Raw genomic sequence first — 18,601 nt, forward strand, 5'->3', positions numbered from 1 at the left:
CACGCCGTGGTGGTTGTCGGGTCGCGTGCCGCGTTGCGGTTCGGATCGGACCGAAAGGTGGCACGCCGGTGTGGGTGTCGGGTTGTGTGCCGCGTTGCGGTCCGGAATGCGCCGGAAGGTGGCACGCGGGTGTGGGTGTCGGGTTGTGTGCCGCGTTGCGGTTCGGAATGGACCGGAAGGTGGCACGTGGTTATGGGGCCAGCCAGAGGACTATGCCTGTCAGGTCGTGCAGGACTGCTGCCGTGCCGGCCCGGATGGCGGCGGCGCAGCGGTCGGGGGTGAACGACTGCGGGCTCGCTGCCGACGGGGTTCCGGTCCAGTCGACTGCTGTCACGTTGACGGTCGGTTCCGGGATCCGCGCGCCCATCACCAGGAACTGCTGATCCAGGTGGCTGGGGCTGACCAGGGCCAAAGGCTCGATCAGGGCATCACCCGCGCTGACGATCAGATCCGGGCGCAACTCCATGGCGTCGACGATGGCGTCGACCGGCTTCGTGACGTCCGCGGTCACCGTCTTCAGTGAGACGTCCTCGGCCGACGCCCACTCCCGCACCGCCTCGGCCAGCGCCGCCGTCGGGGCGTCCGCGTCATCCGCGGAGGTGACGTCCGCGTCATCCGCGGAGGCGGCATCCGCACCGGCTGCGGGAGCCGCGTCCGTGTCCGTGGCCGCGCCGGCTGCGGGAGCCGTGGCCGCGCCGGCGGGGGTGGTCAACAGGACCACCCGGTAGCCGGCGGGTGGGCGGACCGCCGACCAGGAGCCGGGGCTCGGGGTGACGACCGCCTCCGGGGTGGGTGGTGCCGACGGATCGGTGAAGCCGGGGCCCAGGACGCCGATCGGCGGCGGTACCGGACGGGGCCGGGACCAGTCGTCGGGGCTGGCGCAGGCGGTGAGGACGGCGGTCGCGGCGAGCAGGACGACGGCCCGGTGAAGGTGGTGCACGACTGCCTTCCTACCCCGGATCCGCTGCATGTCCAGGGGCGGCGCCGAGTTGTCGCCAGCGGTTCGCCGGACATCATGATCTTGTTAACCCGAGGGGTGCAGCGTGCCTTCGCATGTCATCGCTCCACCGCCTGCTCGTTCCCCTCGCCGCCGCGGTCCTGATCGGAATCGGCGCGAGCCCGGCCGCCGCCCACGGTTTCTCGTCGACCGTCTACGCCGGTGTCACCACCGATGGGGGCGGCACCGTCCGGACCACTCTGGAGCTGGAGTACGACCTGTTCGTCGTCTCGGCCGCGGATTTCCGCGCCGATGACGGGCTGTTCCGGGAGGGCACCGCGGCGTTCGAGGCGGACGACACCGTGGGGCAGGCGGCGGCGCTGGACGCGCACGCCGCGGCCGCGGTCGGGTATGTGACCGAGCGTTTCACGGTGGCGGCCGGTGGCGAGGCGTGTGTGCCGGCGCGGGCCGGCGGGTTCCGGATGGGCACGAGGGAGAACGTTCCGTACACCACTCTGGTCCTCGACTGGACCTGCCCCGGCACCACCGGCCACGCCCTGCGCAGCGCGCTCTTCCCGGCGTCCGAGGACTACGTCCGGGAGACGAGAACCCTGGTGACGTACGACATCGACGGCCGCTCCGGCACCGCCACTCTGGACGCGGCCGCCCCGGAGCTCTCCATCGGACACTCACCGGCCGCGCTGTGGTACCTGCTGATCCCGCTGATTCCGGCCGCCCTCGGATGGTGGCTGTGGCGACGGCGGAGGTCTTCCGGCGTACGCAATCAATGATCTTGATCTTGTTCATGGCCGGTTCACCGGGCCGCACCAGGTTGATCTCCGCTTCCAGAACTTTCCCAATGGGAAGCGAATCTACGGAACGGAAACCGATGAGAACGCACCTCATCCGCAACGGGGTGGTGGCCCTGGCGGTGGCGGTGGCCGTCGGTGGCACGGGTGTACCCGCCCACGCCGCCGACCCGGCCACGCTGAGCGCCATCGTCCTCGGCGTCGGCGCCGACGAGACCCAGCGCATCGTCACCTGGTACTCGTCGGCCGACACCACCCAGTCGGTGCAGCTCGCCCCGGCCTCCGCGGTGGTCGCCGGCGAGTTCCCGGCGGGCGCGCAGACGTTCGCCGCGCTCGGCTCGGCCAACATCGCCAGCAGCGGCGGCTACCACCGGCACGCCACCATCACCGGCCTCGCCGAGCACACCGTGTACTCGTACCGGGTGGGCTCGGTGGACGGCTGGTCCCCGGCGTACACGTTCAAGACGCAGGACTTCGAGGGCGACTACGACTTCCTGTTCTACGGCGACCCGCAGATCGGGGCGTCCGGCAACGTGGCCCGCGACCAGGCCGGCTGGACCGACACCCTGGACGTGTCGCTGGCCGCCAACCCGGACGCCGAACTGCTGGTGTCCGGCGGCGACCAGGTGGAGACCGCCAACACCGAAGCGCAGTGGAACGCCTTCCTGGCCTCCGACAGGCTGCGCCAGTACCCGTGGGTGGCCACCATCGGCAACCACGACGTCGGCGGCAAGGCGTACGAGCAGCACCTGTACACCCCGAACACCGACCGTTCGGGCGCCTACTACTCCAACGGCAACCCGTCGTCCAACACCTCGGGCGGCAACTACTGGTACATCTACAAGGACACCCTGTTCATCGACCTGAACAGCAACTCCTATGCCACCTCGCAGGGTGGTGGCGGCGACGCGGCCCACGTCGCGTACGTCACCGATGTGATCAACCGGCACGGCGCCGAGGCGAAGTGGACCGTCCTGGTCTACCACCACTCGATCTACTCCGCCGCCGCGCACGCCAAGGACGGTGACGCCAAGGTCCGGCGGGCCGACTTCCCGAAGACCTTCTCCGACCTCGGCGTCGACCTGGTGCTGCAGGGCCACGACCACGTCTACACCCGCAGCTACCTGATCAAGAACGGCCAGAAGGCGAACCCGGACGAGAAGCCCGGCCAGGCCGAGGTGTTCGCCGGGCCCGGCGGCGTGCTGTACGTGACCTCGAACTCGGCCTCCGGTTCGAAGTACTACGACATCACCAGGCCGGACGCCGGTGGCACCAACGGGCCGGACCCGCTGAAGCCGGAGAACTACTGGTACAACTCGGTCCAGAACCAGGAGCGCGAGCGCTCGTACGTCAAGGTTCAGGTCCGCAACGACAAGCTGGTCGTGGAGAACGTCCGCAGCGCCGCGGCCGCCGGCCAGCCCGTCGGGTCGGTCGTCGACAAGGTGACCGTCCGCCCGTACCACGGTGACGGCCAGCAGATTCAGGTCAGCGTGCCGACGGCGGCCCCCGGCGAGTTCGGGTGGACCATCGACGGGCACAACGGCCTGGTCGACCTCGGCACCGCGGTGGAGACCGGCGGCGAGTACTTCGCCGCCACCGGAAAGATCAACCCGATCAAGGTGTCGGACAGCCGCCGCTCCCTCTCGCCGTGGTCACTCTCGGCGAGCGCGGGTGACTTCACCGACGGCGACAAGAGGTTCTCCGGCTCGTACCTGGGCTGGGGTCCGTACCTCGCGACCGAAGGCGCCGGCGCGGTCGCCGGCGCCCGCGTGGCCTCCGGCTACGACGACGGCGGCAAGGGCCTGTCGATCTCCCGCGGCCTCGGCCACGCGGAGCAGGGACACGCCCGTGGCACCGCCGTGCTCGGCGCCGACCTGGATCTGCGGATCCCGGGCGAGGCCGCGAAGGGCAACTACCGCACCACCCTGACGATCACCGCGCTGAGCAGCTGATCGCACCCCGGTGGGCGGGTGCCCCGGCGCCCGCCCACCCTCCCGAGGAGTCACGCATGTTTCGTCACACCGCCGCGGTCCTGCTGACCGCCCTGGCGATCACCGCCGGGCCGGCCCCCGCGCACGCCGCCCCCGGCGAGGTCACCTGGACGGTGCGCACCGGTGGCGCGCAACGGTCCAGCTTCAGCTACGACATCAGCCCCGGCGCGACCAGCACCGACACGATGGTCGTCGCCAACCGGGGCGCCGAGCCGGTGACGCTGGCGGTCTACGCGGCCGACGGCTACACCACCGACGCCGGGCGGCTCGATCTGCTCGCCGGGGCGGACGAATCGAAGAACATCGGCGCTTGGGTACGGCCGGAGCAGAGCACCGTGACCGTCCCTCCCGGCCGGATCGCCGAGATCCCGTTCCGGATCAGCGTCCCGGGCAACGCCACCCCCGGCGACCACGTCGGCGGCATCGTCACCTCCCTGACCGCCGCCGACCGGACCGCACCGGTCGACGTGGAACGCCGGCTCGGCATCAAGATGAAGATCCGGGTCGCCGGCGCGCTGGCCCCCGCTCTGGCCGTCGAGAACCTCGGCATCGACTACCGGGACTCCGCGGCCACCGTCTCGTACACCCTGCACAACACCGGTAACGCCGTCCAGTCCGCCCGGCAGGCCGTCACGGTCAGCGGCCCGTTCGGCTGGTTCCGCACCGGCGCCGCCGCGATCGCCGCCCCACCGGAACTCCTGCCCGGCGAGTCATGGCAGGTGACGGTCCCGGTCCCGGACGTCTCCCCGGCGGTCCTGCTGACCGGCACGGTCACCGTGACCCCGCTGCTGACGGACGCGTCCGGCTCGACGACAGCCCTGGACCCGGTCACCGCCACGGCACACACGCCGGCCCTGCCGTGGACCTACCTGGCCCTGCTGCTCCTGCTGATCGTCGCGGTGATCCTGATCGCCCGGCGGCGTGCCGGCCGCAGGAAGCGCGAGGACGCTCGCGTCCGCGAGGCGGTCGAGCAGGCGCTGCGGGAGAAGGAGACCGCGGGCTGAGCCGCCGGGGACCCGGTAGTGAGTCCCCCCACCGGATGCGCGGGTCGCGAGTGGATCATCGGGATCGCGGGTAGGGCGATCGGCCGTGCAGATGATCCGACGGCTTCGCCAGGCCGCGCCCCGGGCGCTGGCGGCCGCCACCGCGGCCACCGTCGCGTGGCTGATCGCCGCCGACCTGATCGGGCATCCGGACCCGATCTTCGCCCCGTCCGCCGCGCTCGTCGTCCTCGGCGAGACCCGCGGCCGGCGGCTGCGGCAGACCACCGAGATCGTGCTCGGGGTGGCCGCCGGGGTGCTGGTGGCCGAACTGGTGGTGCTGACCCTCGGCACCGGGGCGGTCGCCCTGTTCGTGGTCCTGCTGCTGACCATCACCCCGATGCTGGCCGCCGGGGCGAGCAGCACGCTGGTCGTGCAGGCGGCGCTGTCCGCGCTCTACCTGGTGGTCGCGGCGGCGCCCCAGGGCAACCTGATCCCGTACCGGTTCGCCGACGCGCTGATCGGTGGCGCGGTCGCCATCGCGGTCAGCCAGCTCGCCGCCGCCCGCCGGCCGCTCGCGCCGCTGGTCACCGAGGCCCGGCAGACGTACGCCGACCTGGCCGACCTGCTCGGCGCCCTGCGCGACGCCCTGGAGAACTGCGACGAGCGGGCCGCCCACGACGTCCTCGACCGGGCCCAGCGGATGAACGGCTGTGCCGAGCGACTGCACGCGGCGGCGCTGGCGGCCGGGGAGACTCTGCGGCTGCACCTGCGCCGGCGACGGCGGCTCGAACAGGTCCGCAACGTCGAGGCCACCACCCACCACCTGGACCTGGTGGTCGCCAACGTGGGGGTGCTGGCCCGCAACGCGGCCACCCTGACCCGCCTGCACACCAGCACTCCGCCGGAGCTGGGCCGGGCGATCCGGGCGCTGGCGAACGCGGTCCGGGCAGCCGGTGACGCCCTGGCCGCCGACCTGACCGGCCGCGACGACCCGGGGCGGCACGCCGCGCAGGCCGACGCGGACGCCTTGGAAGCCGTCCGGATCGCCGCGAAACTGCTGGAGAGCGAGCCGCCGCCACCGGTCACGATGATCGTCGGCCAGGTCCGGATCACCGCGGTCGACCTGCTCCGCGGCATCGACGGCGAGGAGGACGTGCTGAGCCGGGTCGACGAGGCGATCGGCTGGCATCCGTGAACGGGCCGGGGACCCGGTGCGACGTCCTACGCCCCGGGGTTTCGGAGGGCTGTCAGGATGCGGGCGGCCCGGGGCTCGTCGGTGGTCTCGCGGGTGGGGGCGCCGGCCGGGGCCGCCGTGCCCAGGGCGACCGGAAGGGTGTCCGGGACGGCGTGTTTGGCGGAGGCGTGCACCGCGTCCACACCGGCCCGGAGCAGGGCGGGGATGATCGGCGGCTGGACGCCGCCGCCGGCCATGATCTCGATGCGGCCGGCGGCTGCCCGGACCAGGGCGGTCAGGGCGGGCAGCGCGTCCGCGACGGCGTCGGCGCCGGCCGAGGTCAGGACGCGGTGCACGCCCAGGCGGTGCAGGTCGTCGAGAGCCGTGAGCGGGTCGGCGACCATGTCGAACGCGCGGTGGAAGGTGACCTCGGCGGCGCCCGCGGCGTCCACCGCCCGTTCCACCAGCCCGGTGTCGATCTTGTCGCCGCGCAGTCCGCCGATCACCACGCCGCTCGCCCCGGCCGCGACCGCGTGCCGCACGTCGGCGACGATCAGATCGGTCTCGGCGGGTGTGTAGTCGAATCCGCCGGGCCGGGGCCGCACCAGCACGTGCACCGGCGGGCCACCGGCGGCCGCTTCGACGAAGCCGATCGAGGGCGTCAGCCCGCCGAGTGCGAGCGCGGAACACAGCTCGATCCGGTCCACCCCGAGCCGGGCGGCGACGGCCACGCCGTGGGTGTCCTGGACGGCGAGTTCGAAGGCGACAGTCCTCATGATCAGAGGATGGTAACGGCCGTCCAGGAGACCGGGGGCAGTTCGATGGTGAGGACACCGTCGATGAGCTCGATCGTCTCGTTGGCGCGGGGGACGACGCGTTCCGGGTCTTCCAGGGTGTTGGCGGCGTACGGGTCCTCGTCCCAGATCCCGGTCGCGGTGGCCGTGGTGAACGTGCCGAAACCGGTCAGGTCGACGGTGACGGTGGTGGGTTCGGTGGTGGCCCGGTTCTGCAGGAACAGCCGCAGGGCGGTGCCGTCGGTGGTGGCGGCGGCGGCCACCGTGGGCACGTCGCCGTATCTGGCGGTGGGGATGGCGCCGGTGTCCAGGGAGACGGACAGGGCGGTGCCGTGGGCGGCTTTCGCGGTCAGTGCGAACGGGTGGAAGGTGGTCTGCCGCCACGCCGGGCCGCCCGGTTCGGTCATGATCGGGGCGATCACGTTGACCAGCTGGGCCAGCGACGCGCTGGTGACCCGGTCGGCGTGGTTGAGCAGGGTGATCAGCAGGCCGCCGACGGTGACCGCGTCGGCCACGGTGTAGACGTCCTCCAGCTGCCGGGGCGCGACCGGCCAGTGGTCGATCGGGAAGGTGCCCTCGACGTCGTTCCAGCGGGTGAAGTACCAGACGTTCCACTCGTCGAAGGAGATCTTCACCTTCTTGTCCGAGCGTTTGACGGTGGCGACGTGGTCGATGGTGGCGGCCACCGAGGCGATGAAGCGTTCCATGTCGACGCCGGAGGCCAGGAAGCTCGCCAGGTCGCCGTCGGTCTCCTGGTAGTAGGCGTGGCAGGAGATGTAGTCGACGTCGTCCCAGGTGTGTTCGAGGACGGTGCGTTCCCAGGTGCCGAAGGTGGGCATGTCCCGGTTCGACGAGCCGCAGACCACCAGTTCGAGACGGTTGTCGACCATCCGCATCGCCTTGGCGGCGCGGGACGCCAGCTTGCCGTAGTCGTCGGCGCTGAGGTGGCCGAGCTGCCACGGGCCGTCCATCTCGTTGCCCAGGCACCACATGGTCACCCCGAACGGCTCGTCGCGGCCGTTGGCCCGGCGCTGGTCGCTGCGGGCGGTGCCGGCGGGCACGTTCGCGTACTCGACCAGGGCGGTGGCCTCCGGGACGCCGCGGGTGCCGAGGTTGACGGCCAGCATCAGCTCGCTGCCGACCAGGTCCAGCCAGGTCTGGAACTCGTGCAGGCCGACCTGGTTGGTCTCGGTGGTGTGCCAGGCCAGGTCCAGCCGGCGCGGCCGGCCGTCGAGCGGCCCGACGCCGTCCTCCCAGCGGTAGCCGGAGACGAAGTTGCCGCCCGGGTACCGGATGGTGGTGACGCCCAGCTCCTTGACCAGCTCGATCACGTCGCGGCGGAATCCGTCGGGGCCGGCGCTGGGGTGGCCGGGCTCGTGGATGCCGTCGTAGATGTGCCGGCCCAGGTGTTCGACGAAGCCGCCGAACAGCCGGCGGTCGACCGTGCCGATCCGGAACGCCGGGTGCAGGGTCAGCCGGGCCGTGGTGCGTTCTCCCATTACTTGATCATGCCGTAGCCCGCGGTGACGCTGCCAGGGCTGGTCCGGGGCGAGATCCGGTTAACAGACCCTTGAGCGGTCCCGCCGATCCGTGGTTACATCACGAACCGATCACGATCATCGGAGAGAGAACCTTGCCGGACACTCCCACGGTCGGCGTCGACGTCGGCGGCACCAAGACCCACCTCGCCGTCGTCGAGGGCGGCACCCGCCGGGACCACGTGGTGCCGTCCGCGACCTGGCGGCACGGCCAGCTCTTCGACGACCCGGCCAACCTCGGCCGGCTGATCACCCTGATCGGCGCGACGGTGACCGGCCCGTACCGGATCGCCGTCGGTCTGCACGGTCTCGACACCGCCGAGCAGCGCGCCCGCGCGGTCGCCGAACTGACCGCCGGACTGCCCGGCACGGTGCTTGTCGTCAACGACGCCGAGCTGCTCGGCCCGGCGGCCGGCCTCACCGAATGCCTCACCCTGATCGTCGGCACCGGCGCCATCGCGCTCGGCGCCGACGGCGACGGTGTCCTGCTCAGCGCGGACGGCCACGGCTCCCTGCTCGGTGACGTGGGCAGCGCCTCCGCCCTGGTCCGGGAGACCGTCCGGGCCGGGTTGCGGCTGGCCGACAGGGACCGCCCGGAGACGGCGCTGGCCGATCCGGCGGTCCGGCTGCTCTGCGCCGCCTACGATACGAGCACCCCCGGTGAGCTGGCCGTCGCGGTGACCGCCGCCGACCCGTACGACTGGGGCCGGCACGCGCCGCTCGTCTTCGACGCCCTGCACCATGGCTCGCCGCTGGCCGCCGCTGTCGTCGACGAGGCCGCCGACGTGCTGGCCGGCAATCTGGCCGCGCTGCGCCGCCGGGGCGCCCGCGGTGACGTGGTCGTCGGGGCCGGGGGCGTGCTCACCGCACAGGGTGAACTCCGCGACCGGCTCACCGCCCGGCTCCGGGTGCACGCGCCCGGCCTGGCACTCCGGGTGCTCACCGCACCACCGGTCGAGGGGGCCCTGGCTCTCGCGGCCCGGCTCTGAACAGAAAGACTGATCAACTGTGACAACGTTCCACGCCGATCTGGCCTCCCCACAGCCCGGCCGTGGCGGCCTGCCCGCCCGCGCCCACCTGGACACCGACGCGCCGCGGCAGTCGCTCGACGGCATCTGGCAGGTCCGCCGGTACCCGAGCCCGCGGCACATCACCGACGCGGGGGAGTGGGCGCCGATCCGGGTTCCCGGGCACCTGCCGTTGCAGGGGTTCGGCACGCCGACCTACGCCAACGCGGACTTCCCGTTCCCGCTGGACCCGCCGTACCCGCCGGACGACAACCCGGTCGCCGATCATCGGCTGGAGTTCGAGGCGGACGCCGCGGTGCTCGCCCACCGGTCGGTGCTGCGGTTCGAAGGGGTGGACGGGGCGGCCACGGTGTGGCTCAACGACGTCGAGCTGGGGACGCTGCGGGGTAGCCGGCTGACGACCGAGTTCGATGTCAGCGAGGTGCTGCGCGGTGGACCGAACGTTCTGTTCGTCCGCCTGGCCCAGTGGTCCGCGCACAGCTACCTGGAAGACCAGGACATGTGGTGGATGCCCGGCATCTTCCGCAGCGTCACCCTGCTCGCCCGGCCCGACGGCGGCATCCGCGACGTCTTCGTGCACGCCTCCTACGACCACCGGGACGGCTCCGGCACGCTGCGCGTCGAGGTCGACGCGGACGGGCCGGCCACCATCAGCGTCCCCGCCCTCGGCCTGCACGACGCGGCGGCCGGGCAGGTCCACCACTTCCGGTCCGTCGACCCCTGGACCGCCGAGACCCCGGCTCTGTACGACGTGAGCGTGCGCACCCCCGGCGAGTCGGCCGGACTGCGCGCCGGATTCCGCACCGTGCACGTCGAGGACGGTGTGCTGCTGCTCAACGGGCGGCCGCTGCTGCTGCGCGGCGTCAACCGGCACGAACACGACCCGCACCACGGCCGCACCGTCGACCTGGAGACCGCCCGCGCCGAGCTGCTGCTGATGAAACAGCACAACATCAACGCGGTACGCACCTCGCACTACCCGCCGAACGCCGCCTTCCTCGACCTGACCGACGAACTCGGCCTGTACGTGATGGTGGAGAACGACCTGGAGACGCACGGCTTCGAGTCGGCCGGCTGGCGGGGCAACCCGAGTGACGAGCCGATGTGGCTGGACGCCTACCGGGACCGGATGCACCGCACCGTGGAACGCGACAAGAACCACGCCAGCGTCCTGTTCTGGTCACTCGGCAACGAGTCCGGCACCGGCGCCAACCTGGACGCGATCGCGGTGCAGGCCAAGGACCGCGACCCCGGCCGGCTGGTCCACTACGAGGGCGACCGCCGGTCCATCTACACCGACGTCTACTCCCGGATGTACGCGCTGACCGGCGAGGTGGAGAAGATCGGCGCCGGCACCGTCGCGTCGCCGCGGAACCTGCCGTTCGTGCTCTGCGAGTACGCGCACGCGATGGGCAACGGGCCGGGCGGGCTCAGCGAGTACCAGGAGCTGTTCCACCGGTATCCGCGTCTGGCCGGCGGCTTCATCTGGGAGTGGGTGGAGCACGCCCTGTACGCCGGGACCACCGCCGAGGGCCGGACCGTCCAGCTGTACGGCGGCGACTTCGGCGAACGCGTCCACGACGGCAGCTTCGTCATCGACGGCCTGGTGCACGCGGACAAGACCCCCGGCCCGGCGCTGGCCGACCTGGCCCGGGTGTTCGCCCCGGTCGAGCTGGCCATCGCCCCGGACCGGTCCACGCTGACGCTGGTCAACCGTTATCACAGCCTCGACCTGGCACACCTGGAGGCGACGCTCACCGTCGACGGCTCGGCGTCGCCACTGGAGCTGCCGGTGGTGGCGGCGGGAGCGTCCGGGAGCGTACCCCTCGATCCGGGTCCGGCCGGTCTGGTCGAGGTCTCGCTGCGGGACCGCAAGACCGGCCACGAGGTGGCGTGGGCCCAGCACGTGCCGCGGCGTCCGGCCCCTGCTCCGGTGGAGGCCACCGTTCCGGTCCGGGACGGGCTGCGCCTCGGCCCGGCCGTCTTCGACGAGCGGACCGGCATGCCGGTGCGGCTCGGCGACCTCGAACTGCACGACGTCGGCTTCAGCGTGTGGCGGGCACCGACCGAGAACGATCGCGGCACCGGCTGGGACGAGCGGCACCTGCCGCCGATGGCCGACCGGTGGGCCGCCGCCCGGCTGCACGACCTGCGCACCCGCCTGGTCGACATCACCACCGACGGCGGCACGCTTGTCGTGCGGACCCGGCATGGCCTGCCGATCCTGGACTGCGGCGCCGACCTGACCTGGCGGTGGACCAGCGACGGCACCCGGCTCGACCTCGATCTGGAGGTCACGCCGTACGGCGCCTGGCCGTGCGACTGGGCCCGGGCCGGTGTCGACCTGCGCCTGGACCGGCCGACGTCGCGGGTGACCTGGACCGGGTACGGCCCCGGCCCGCAGTACCCGGACACCGGCCAGGGCGCCCGGTACGGCACGTTCACCGCCGGCCGGGACGAGTTCGCGGTGCGCACCGTGCGCCCGCAGGAGCACGGCGCCCGCCGCGCCGACGAGGCGACGGTGGACCTGGGCGACGGCGCCGGCCTGCGGATCTCCGGCGTGGACGTGCCGCTGACGGTGCGCCCGTGGTCCCGCGAGCTGATCGCCGCCACCACCCACGACCACGAACTGCCGCCGGCCACGTCCACCTGGATCTCCCTGGACGCGGCCGTCGCCGGCGTCGGTACCGCCTCGTGCGGCCAGGGCGTCCTGCCGGAGTACCGGCTGGCCCCGTCCGCCCAGCGCCTGCGGGTGGTGCTGCGCTCGCGCTGAGTCGCACAGCGCGAGGGGCCGGGCGTGTCAGTTGCGTCCGGTCCCTCGGGGAGCGTGTCCGATAGCGATCTGCGGGCGCCGGTGTTCATCGCTGGCGATCCTCGACGACTTTGAACCAGGCCTTCATCTCCTGTTGCTCGATCCGGGTCACCGCCGCGACGAGCTTCTGATCCCGTGCGGAGGGATCGGCGTACGGCTCCGCACCGGTCAGATAGCGGCGCCGTTCGGCTTCCACCGCCTCTCGTGCGCCACTGAACCGGATGTAGTTCTCCTGCCAGTCGAAGATCGAACGTAGCCCGGTCAGGATGACGATGACCGCTCCGAGGACTGCGGGAACGAGTGCGCTCTGCGGGGAGAGCACCGCTGCGACCGGGATGGCGGCGGCAACGATCTGTATCGAGGCCGCGGTCCCCTGATGGAGTTTCCGGGATTTCGTCGCGGCCCGCTGGTACCACTCGAACGACGCGTCGGCGATGTTCCGTGCATACCCGTTGTCATGCTGCTCAGAGCGCTGATCCATGGTGCCTCCCCGGTGCGTGACGGGTCCGAAAGGCGTTATGAGCCGTTTCGCGGGTTCTGAACATCTGTGCGGGCCGCGGGAAGCCGAGGACGAGCGTTCCGGGGCGCCTCGAAGGAGTACTCTGCCTGTGACATCTGAATCTGTGACATCCGGTTCTGTGACATCACAGATTCCCGATCCGCAGATCTGAGAGGTCATGATCGGGACGTACTGGGAGCCAGTGGTAGGAGTTAAGGGCCGCGATGCCGACGAGGGAACCAGGACCGGCGGTGGCGAAGCGCCAGCTTCGCCTCACCCTTCGGCTGGCGCGGCTCAACGCCAAGCGAACCCAGGCCGAGGTGGCGGAGGAACTCGACTGGTCGCCATCCAAGATCATGCGGATCGAGAACGGTCAGGTCGGCGTGCAGACCTCCGACCTGATGGCGTTGCTGACTCAATACCCCTCCCTCACCGAGCAGACGAAGAAGCTGATCGAATTGGCGCGGCTCAGCCGGCGTCCCACGGTGGCGAGCAGGTACCGGGATGTGCTCACCAAGGATTTCGCGGAATGGCTCGGTTATGAGGCCTACGCGACGGCGATCCGGCAGTACGAGACAAAGTTCGTTCCGGGCGTTCTTCAGACTGACGACTACGCTACCGGCATCGTCAACGGCCTGCTCGAGCCCGGCGTCGCCGCCGACCTGGCCGACCGGATCGTGAACGCGCGGTTCGAACGGGCGGCGCCGTTGCTCGGCCCCGAGGGCCCCAAAATGGCGTTCATCGTCGATGAGGGCGTGCTCCATCGTTGGGTCGGTAACGAGAACGGCAGCCGGGGATTCGCCGGCATGAGGGCGCAGATCAACCATCTGAGGCGGCTGAATACCAGAGGCCGGCGTGCTGCGGGCGAGACGATCGAGCCCGACCTGAATCCGAACATATCGATCCAGGTGGTACCGCTTCGGCTGGGCGCCTACCGCGCGCTTCGTGGACCGTTCGAGATCATCGAGTTCGAGGAGCGAGACCTGGAACCGATGCTGTACTTCGAGAACCCCGAGGGTGACGTCGTGATCAAAGAGGACGGCGACGAGGTGGCCCGATACGCCGACCTGTTCGCATCGCTGAAGGAGACGGTGCCTCCGGACGTCGAGACCGGCGCCATCCTGGACTCCGTCATCCGATCGGTGCCGGAACTCAGCTGAGAACGAATTCCATCCCTCATGACCCGTGTCAGGGCCGCGGGTCGGTCCGAGTCGTGAAAGGGGGCCACGCGTGACGCTGGACAACGACGACAGCAGCCGCGATGACATCCCGAACTCCCAGGACGGTCGGCCAGGCGATGATGAGGAGCCGCCTTTCGGGATGGACGGCCACCTCGGATCGCGCAAGTCACCACATCTCCGGGTGACCGCCCGTCAGTGCCTGATGTTCGTCCTCGAGATGATCAGGGACACGCTGCACGACAGGCAGGCTTCCGGCCGGGTCGAGCGCATGGTGATCTGGCCGGTCGTCGTGATCGCCGTGGTCGGAATGCTGTCTATGGTGGCCATCGTGATGGCCTTGGCAGGAAAGGAACTGGACCTGCGCCCGGTGATGGCCGTGCCGATGTGGGTGGCGATCCTGCTCCTGGGCATCACCGCGGCCGGTGTGGTGGCATTGCGCCGCCGCTTCCTTGATCGTCGTCGTGGGAGCCCCGAATCACCGGAGCGGTCCGACGCGAACAATCGCGGTGCCGGTCTCGGGCCGATCATCCCGGCCGCGCGCTACGAGCCCCGTCTGGAGTCGACGACGGACGACCGCGTCGGCACGCCGCCGGACGGCTTCCAGCACTCGATCCGCCGTCAGGCCGGCCGCCACCACGACGAGGATGATGCCAAGAATCTGTAGAACCGATGTCGCGAAAGTGCGTCGGCCGAGGACCGCTGCGCTGATCCCTCCGAAGATGTATGCGAGACCGACTGCGAAAGCTCCGGCGAGAACGCAGAACACGAGAACACGTGGCCATCCGGCTCGTCGTCGGTTCCACTCGCTCCTGCTGTGGAAACGTGCACGGTTGAGGTGATCGTCGGGCGCTGCTCTCGTCACGCCGCCTCCATCCAGCCGTTCTGCTGTCATCCACGTTAACGCCGTGGCCGCCCTCGGCGGCATGCTCTGCGGGATACAACCCGTATCGGGCAACGCGTAGCTTCCACCTTGGTCATCCCGAATCGGGAGAGAAACTCGGAGTCTAGTTCTGGCATAGACGTACTTCTACACTGTCGCAGTGGGCTCCGGTGGCGGGCAATGCGGTGAGCATGAGAATCTTCTCGCGCCCGGTTTCATTCGTGTGGAGCGCTTATCCAGGAGGACGCGTGGGCGACGCCGACATCGATCCGCTGAACTGGAGGAAGAGTTCGAGAAGTGGCCTGAGTGGCTGTGTCGAGGTAGCGCGGACGGCCGATTCCGTATTGGTCCGGGATTCGAAGAACCCGAACGTCGCCCTTTTGCGATTTACGGTGGAGGCCTGGCGTGAATTCTTGACATTTGCGAAGTCCGGCCAATCGGATGGGAAACCGCAGACGCCGGCCTGAGCGCGAACTCATGAATCTCCGGCGCTGAGGCGTTGGCCCGGAACTCCGGCGCCCGCGTGGGGACTCTCTGCTGCCGCCCAGAATGTCTCGAATTGCTCGGAAAGGAGCTCGGCGGCCCGGTCGCCGCGGATCGCGAACGCCCGGTTGTGGGGAAGTCTGATGACGATGATCCGGTGGTCAACGACCGAGAACGCCCAGGCACCCAAAGCCTTCGCGGCGGATGCCCGAATCACTTTGACCTCGTAATTCCGCTGTTCTTTCGCCTGGTCGATGATCCGTTCGACGAAGTCGTGAGGGCCGCCCTCGTCGTCGGTGACGATGATCCGCCGGATTCGGACCCGATCGCTCTGCCGGTGCTTCAGGAACGCGTCCGGCTGATCGGCGTCCACCGAGTCGCCGATACCGCAGTTCAGGATTCCCGACACCGAGATGCGCGCGTTCTCTATCGCGGACAGCGGCCCGGTCTCGTCCCCGCTTGTCCCGGCGGACTGTCGCTGGGCGATCTCGGCCATGACATCGTTCAGGTAGGCGGCGGGAAGCAGGGTTCCGGGGTCGGCGAGCAACCGGCTCTGTGCCTGGACCGCCACCAGTACCTCGGTGAGCAACTCGTGGTCGGAGCGCTTTGGTGGAGCCGGTGCAGGGGCGGCGAGAAGGGCGTTCAGCTGTTCCTCGAGTTGGGGCCACCAGGTTTCGAAGATCTCCGGCAGGAGTTCCGGCTTTATCCGGCCTTCGCCCTCGACGTGATCGTTGATGCTGGTGACCAGTTGGTAGACCTCATCCCGGGCAAAGGTTGCGGCCTGAAAGATCTCGGTGGCCGGCCCGTTCACATCCTGGACGTCGACACCGACCAGAAACGGGGTGACCCGTGCCTTCTGCAGTTTGTGGGACAGCACGCCGACCTCGAAATTGAGCCAGGGGGCTCGATAGTTCTCCGCTGTCACGCAGATTATGCCGAAACTCGATCCCTCCAGCTTCGTGGTCATCTCTTCAAGCCATCTCGTGCCCTTCGTCATGTTCTTGGACATGAACGGATCGGTGTAAGTGAGAATCTTGGGAAGCCAGCGATAAAGGATCTTCGCGACCTCTTCGCTCTGTTTTCCAGACCAGCTCAAGAAGACATTGATCATTCGCATCTCCGGATGACCGACGGTGATCGATGCCTGAATCCGGCTTGGTGCCGGATCCGTCTGACACAGTCGTTTCAGGATCGCCCGTCGCGGTGCTTTATGCCATATCGGAAGGCAGAAACACTCCGTGGTGCGATTCGGGTCCGCAGCCGTGCCGGCGGTTGCCGGACCCGTGACGTGCGGCGGCCGTGCGGGAGCGAAAGCGTGGCGCTGGGACGTCAAGAGCGACCGGGGTGTCGGCCAGGGTGGTGGCGCCGGTCATGATGGCGACCGCCTCCGGCATGGTGTGCGAGCGCGGGGTGATCACCCCGGCGCCGCGGCCCAGCCGCTGGATGTGGATGCGGTCGGCCACCTCGAAGACGTGAGGCGAGCACGGCATCCGGCCCCGGACCGGCCACATCGTCCACGACCTGCACACCGAGGACGCCGCCCGGGCGGCGGCACGGCACCTGGCGGGTTCGGCGCAACCGCCCACGGCGTACTTCACCGCGCAGAACCCGGTCACCATCGGCGCCATCCGGGCGCTGCGCGAGATCGGCGGCCAGGACCGGACAGCCCTCGTCGGGTACGACGACTTCCCCCTCGCCGACCTGCTGCAACCGGCGGTGACGGTGGTGGCCCAGGACCCGTACCGGATGGGCCGGGCCGCCGCCGAACTCATCTTCCGCCGCCTCGACGGCGACACGTGGGAGCCCACCACCCACGTCGTGCCGACCGTGCTCGTCCCGCGCGGATCGGGGGAGATCCCCGGCCCGCACCGACCCGCGAAGCCAGGTGTCCCGGGACGGGGCCGCGGTCATCGGCGGGACTGGTTCGGCGCGGCCGGTACGGCGTACCCAAGCGGGCTCTTCGGTCTTGATGTCCTCAACGGTTCGGGCATCGCGCAAAACGTGAACGTCTCCGGTTGAACCGCGGGCCGCCATCCCTCCGTAATGCCTTGAAGACGACATGGTGGTTACGGAAGGACGGTCAGGCTTCGTGGCACCGGCACACCTTGCGGAGAACACGACCGACCCCGCGCGGTACCGGCGGACGGGTGCGATCCCGCGGCAACGTGTCGAGTTCGTCGAGTCCGGCGGCCTCGCCGAACCCGGCGGTCCGGACATCTATCAGGCCGACTGGCCGGACCGGCGGCGCCGAAAGGGCCGCCGCCGGGCCCGCCGCCGCGCCGGCCGCACGGTGACCCTGCTGACCGCGGTGAGTGTGGCGGGCGCCGCTGTCGGCGGGATCGTGGCCTTCGGCGGCCCCGGACTGCCCGGATCGTCGCCGGTTCCGGTCGGGGCGGCCCTGGACCAGCGGGACGGCGCGCCGCCGGCAGCCGGCCGGGGCGGGGTGCGGGTGGCCCCGTCGGCGTCCGCTTCCGGTTCCCCGTCGGCGAAATCGGCCAAGGCGTCCCGTTCGCCGTCGCCCCGGCCGCCGAAACCGGTCAGCGGCCTCAACCAGACGCAGATGAACAACGCCGCCGTCATCGTGCGGGTCGCCCAACAGCGTGACCTGCCCCGCCGGGCGATGCTGGTGGCCGTGATGACCGGGCTGCAGGAATCCAGCCTGCGCAACCTGGCCAACGACACCATCCCGGCCTCACTGGACCGGCCGAACGAGGGCAGCGGCGACGACTTCGACTCCCTCGGGCTGTTCCAGCAGCGGCCCAGCCAGGGATGGGGATCGGTCAAGGAGCTGATGACGCCCAGTTACGCCGCCGGCGCCTTCTACAGCCGGCTGGTGAAGGTGGACGACTGGGAGGAACTGGAACTCGGCGAGGCCGCGCAGACCGTCCAGCGGTCGGCGCTGCCGGACGCCTACGACAAGCACGAGAAGCGGGCGACCGAGGTGGTGGACGCGCTCACCTGAGCTTTCGTTCCTGCCCTCAGTAGCCGAAGTTCTGGGTGATGTACGGCGTCATGTTCGCGGTGAACACCACGCCGACACCGACCGTGCGGGACTCGCGGTTCAGGATGTTGGCGCGGTGCCCCGGGCTCTTCATCCACCCGGCCACCACCGCCGACGCGGTCCGGTTCCCCCAGGCGATGTTCTCCGCCGACGGCTGGCTGTAGCCGGCCGCCCGGACCCGGCTGACGAACCGGGAACCACCCTTGCCGGCGTGCGAGAACCGCCCGGTCGCCGCCATCCACCTGCTGTGCGACCGGGCCGCCGCGGTGATCCGCGGATGCACCGTCAGCTCGTCGCAGCCGTGCCGGGCCCGCTCGGCGTTGATCAGCTTGTTGATCTGGTTCTCCAGCGTCACCGCCGGACCCGGCTCCGGAGCGTTCGGGTCGGTGCCGAGAAGGGCCGAGGCGAGACGCTTGAGGAGCTGGCTCAAATCAAGACCCTTTCGGTGGTACGGGCACACCGTTGCCTTCGGCCCCCGGCCCGGCGCGGTG

General features: G+C 70.4%; 18 protein-coding genes. 12 read left to right on the forward strand and 6 right to left on the reverse strand.

The window, feature by feature from the left end:
* Positions 1–190 precede the first annotated feature (190 nt).
* On the reverse strand, positions 191–940 hold the full coding sequence (locus ACQ0O7_RS29345) for a hypothetical protein (protein WP_430786526.1): 750 nt from the start codon (positions 938–940) through the stop codon (positions 191–193).
* A 113-nt stretch (positions 941–1,053) separates the two neighbouring features.
* Here ACQ0O7_RS29345 and ACQ0O7_RS29350 point away from each other — a divergent pair, with 113 nt between their 5' ends.
* The 4 genes from ACQ0O7_RS29350 to ACQ0O7_RS29365 all read left to right on the forward strand — a co-directional run bounded on the left by ACQ0O7_RS29350 (position 1,054) and on the right by ACQ0O7_RS29365 (position 5,915).
* Positions 1,054–1,728 carry a hypothetical protein gene (locus ACQ0O7_RS29350; RefSeq protein ID WP_430786528.1) on the forward strand — a complete coding sequence of 225 codons (675 nt, stop codon included), beginning with the start codon at positions 1,054–1,056 and terminating at the stop codon, positions 1,726–1,728.
* Positions 1,729–1,826: 98 nt separating this feature from the next.
* A complete protein-coding gene (locus tag ACQ0O7_RS29355) occupies positions 1,827–3,698 on the forward strand; it encodes a fibronectin type III domain-containing protein (protein WP_430786530.1) in 1,872 nt (623 codons plus the stop codon).
* A gap of 56 nt (positions 3,699–3,754) precedes the next feature.
* A complete protein-coding gene (locus tag ACQ0O7_RS29360; RefSeq protein WP_430786532.1) occupies positions 3,755–4,741 on the forward strand; it encodes a WxL protein peptidoglycan domain-containing protein in 987 nt (328 codons plus the stop codon).
* Positions 4,742–4,832: 91 nt separating this feature from the next.
* On the forward strand, positions 4,833–5,915 hold the full coding sequence (locus ACQ0O7_RS29365) for an FUSC family protein (protein ID WP_430786534.1): 1,083 nt from the start codon (positions 4,833–4,835) through the stop codon (positions 5,913–5,915).
* A gap of 26 nt (positions 5,916–5,941) precedes the next feature.
* Here the strand turns inward: ACQ0O7_RS29365 and ACQ0O7_RS29370 are convergent, their stop codons facing one another.
* Together ACQ0O7_RS29370 and ACQ0O7_RS29375 are read right to left on the reverse strand one after the other, a co-directional pair.
* Positions 5,942–6,670 (reverse strand): copper homeostasis protein CutC, encoded by a 729-nt coding sequence (locus tag ACQ0O7_RS29370; RefSeq protein WP_430786536.1) that lies wholly within the window; start codon positions 6,668–6,670, stop codon positions 5,942–5,944.
* 2 nt (positions 6,671–6,672) lie between these two features.
* A complete protein-coding gene (locus ACQ0O7_RS29375; RefSeq protein WP_430786538.1) occupies positions 6,673–8,187 on the reverse strand; it encodes an alpha-N-arabinofuranosidase in 1,515 nt (504 codons plus the stop codon).
* Positions 8,188–8,321: 134 nt separating this feature from the next.
* On the opposite strand from ACQ0O7_RS29375, the gene ACQ0O7_RS29380 reads away from it, so the two are divergent.
* Both ACQ0O7_RS29380 and ACQ0O7_RS29385 read left to right on the forward strand, forming a co-directional pair.
* Entirely contained in the window at positions 8,322–9,215 is an 894-nt protein-coding gene (locus ACQ0O7_RS29380) for a hypothetical protein (RefSeq protein ID WP_430786540.1), read from the forward strand.
* Positions 9,216–9,234: 19 nt separating this feature from the next.
* A complete protein-coding gene (locus ACQ0O7_RS29385) occupies positions 9,235–12,027 on the forward strand; it encodes a glycoside hydrolase family 2 TIM barrel-domain containing protein (protein ID WP_430786542.1) in 2,793 nt (930 codons plus the stop codon).
* Positions 12,028–12,112: 85 nt separating this feature from the next.
* On the opposite strand, the gene ACQ0O7_RS29390 is transcribed toward ACQ0O7_RS29385, so the two are convergent.
* Positions 12,113–12,547 carry a DUF4231 domain-containing protein gene (locus ACQ0O7_RS29390; RefSeq protein ID WP_430786544.1) on the reverse strand — a complete coding sequence of 145 codons (435 nt, stop codon included), beginning with the start codon at positions 12,545–12,547 and terminating at the stop codon, positions 12,113–12,115.
* 269 nt (positions 12,548–12,816) lie between these two features.
* Between ACQ0O7_RS29390 and ACQ0O7_RS29395 the strand changes: the two genes are divergently transcribed.
* The 3 genes from ACQ0O7_RS29395 to ACQ0O7_RS29405 all read left to right on the forward strand — a co-directional run bounded on the left by ACQ0O7_RS29395 (position 12,817) and on the right by ACQ0O7_RS29405 (position 15,093).
* Complete coding sequence (locus ACQ0O7_RS29395) at positions 12,817–13,725, forward strand: Scr1 family TA system antitoxin-like transcriptional regulator (RefSeq protein ID WP_430786546.1); 909 nt, start codon at positions 12,817–12,819, stop codon at positions 13,723–13,725.
* 70 nt (positions 13,726–13,795) lie between these two features.
* On the forward strand, positions 13,796–14,410 hold the full coding sequence (locus ACQ0O7_RS29400; RefSeq protein WP_430786548.1) for a hypothetical protein: 615 nt from the start codon (positions 13,796–13,798) through the stop codon (positions 14,408–14,410).
* A gap of 464 nt (positions 14,411–14,874) precedes the next feature.
* A complete protein-coding gene (locus tag ACQ0O7_RS29405; protein ID WP_430786550.1) occupies positions 14,875–15,093 on the forward strand; it encodes a DUF397 domain-containing protein in 219 nt (72 codons plus the stop codon).
* Positions 15,094–15,101: 8 nt separating this feature from the next.
* Here the strand turns inward: ACQ0O7_RS29405 and ACQ0O7_RS29410 are convergent, their stop codons facing one another.
* Entirely contained in the window at positions 15,102–16,220 is a 1,119-nt protein-coding gene (locus ACQ0O7_RS29410; protein WP_430786552.1) for a TIR domain-containing protein, read from the reverse strand.
* 233 nt (positions 16,221–16,453) lie between these two features.
* On the opposite strand from ACQ0O7_RS29410, the gene ACQ0O7_RS29415 reads away from it, so the two are divergent.
* The 3 genes from ACQ0O7_RS29415 to ACQ0O7_RS29425 all read left to right on the forward strand — a co-directional run bounded on the left by ACQ0O7_RS29415 (position 16,454) and on the right by ACQ0O7_RS29425 (position 18,071).
* Positions 16,454–16,585: a hypothetical protein gene (locus ACQ0O7_RS29415; RefSeq protein ID WP_430786554.1), complete on the forward strand. Its 132-nt coding sequence runs from the start codon at positions 16,454–16,456 to the stop codon at positions 16,583–16,585.
* 12 nt (positions 16,586–16,597) lie between these two features.
* Positions 16,598–17,128: a substrate-binding domain-containing protein gene (locus ACQ0O7_RS29420; RefSeq protein WP_430786709.1), complete on the forward strand. Its 531-nt coding sequence runs from the start codon at positions 16,598–16,600 to the stop codon at positions 17,126–17,128.
* A 70-nt stretch (positions 17,129–17,198) separates the two neighbouring features.
* On the forward strand, positions 17,199–18,071 hold the full coding sequence (locus tag ACQ0O7_RS29425) for a hypothetical protein (protein WP_430786556.1): 873 nt from the start codon (positions 17,199–17,201) through the stop codon (positions 18,069–18,071).
* A 16-nt stretch (positions 18,072–18,087) separates the two neighbouring features.
* Here ACQ0O7_RS29425 and ACQ0O7_RS29430 read toward each other — a convergent pair whose 3' ends face one another.
* The gene (locus ACQ0O7_RS29430) at positions 18,088–18,540 is read right to left on the reverse strand and encodes a CAP domain-containing protein (protein ID WP_430786558.1); all 453 of its coding nucleotides are present in this window, start codon (positions 18,538–18,540) and stop codon (positions 18,088–18,090) included.
* Positions 18,541–18,601 lie beyond the last annotated feature (61 nt).

The sequence above is a fragment of the Actinoplanes sp. G11-F43 genome, from assembly GCF_050589265.1.
Taxonomy (GTDB): Bacteria; Actinomycetota; Actinomycetes; order Mycobacteriales; family Micromonosporaceae; genus Actinoplanes.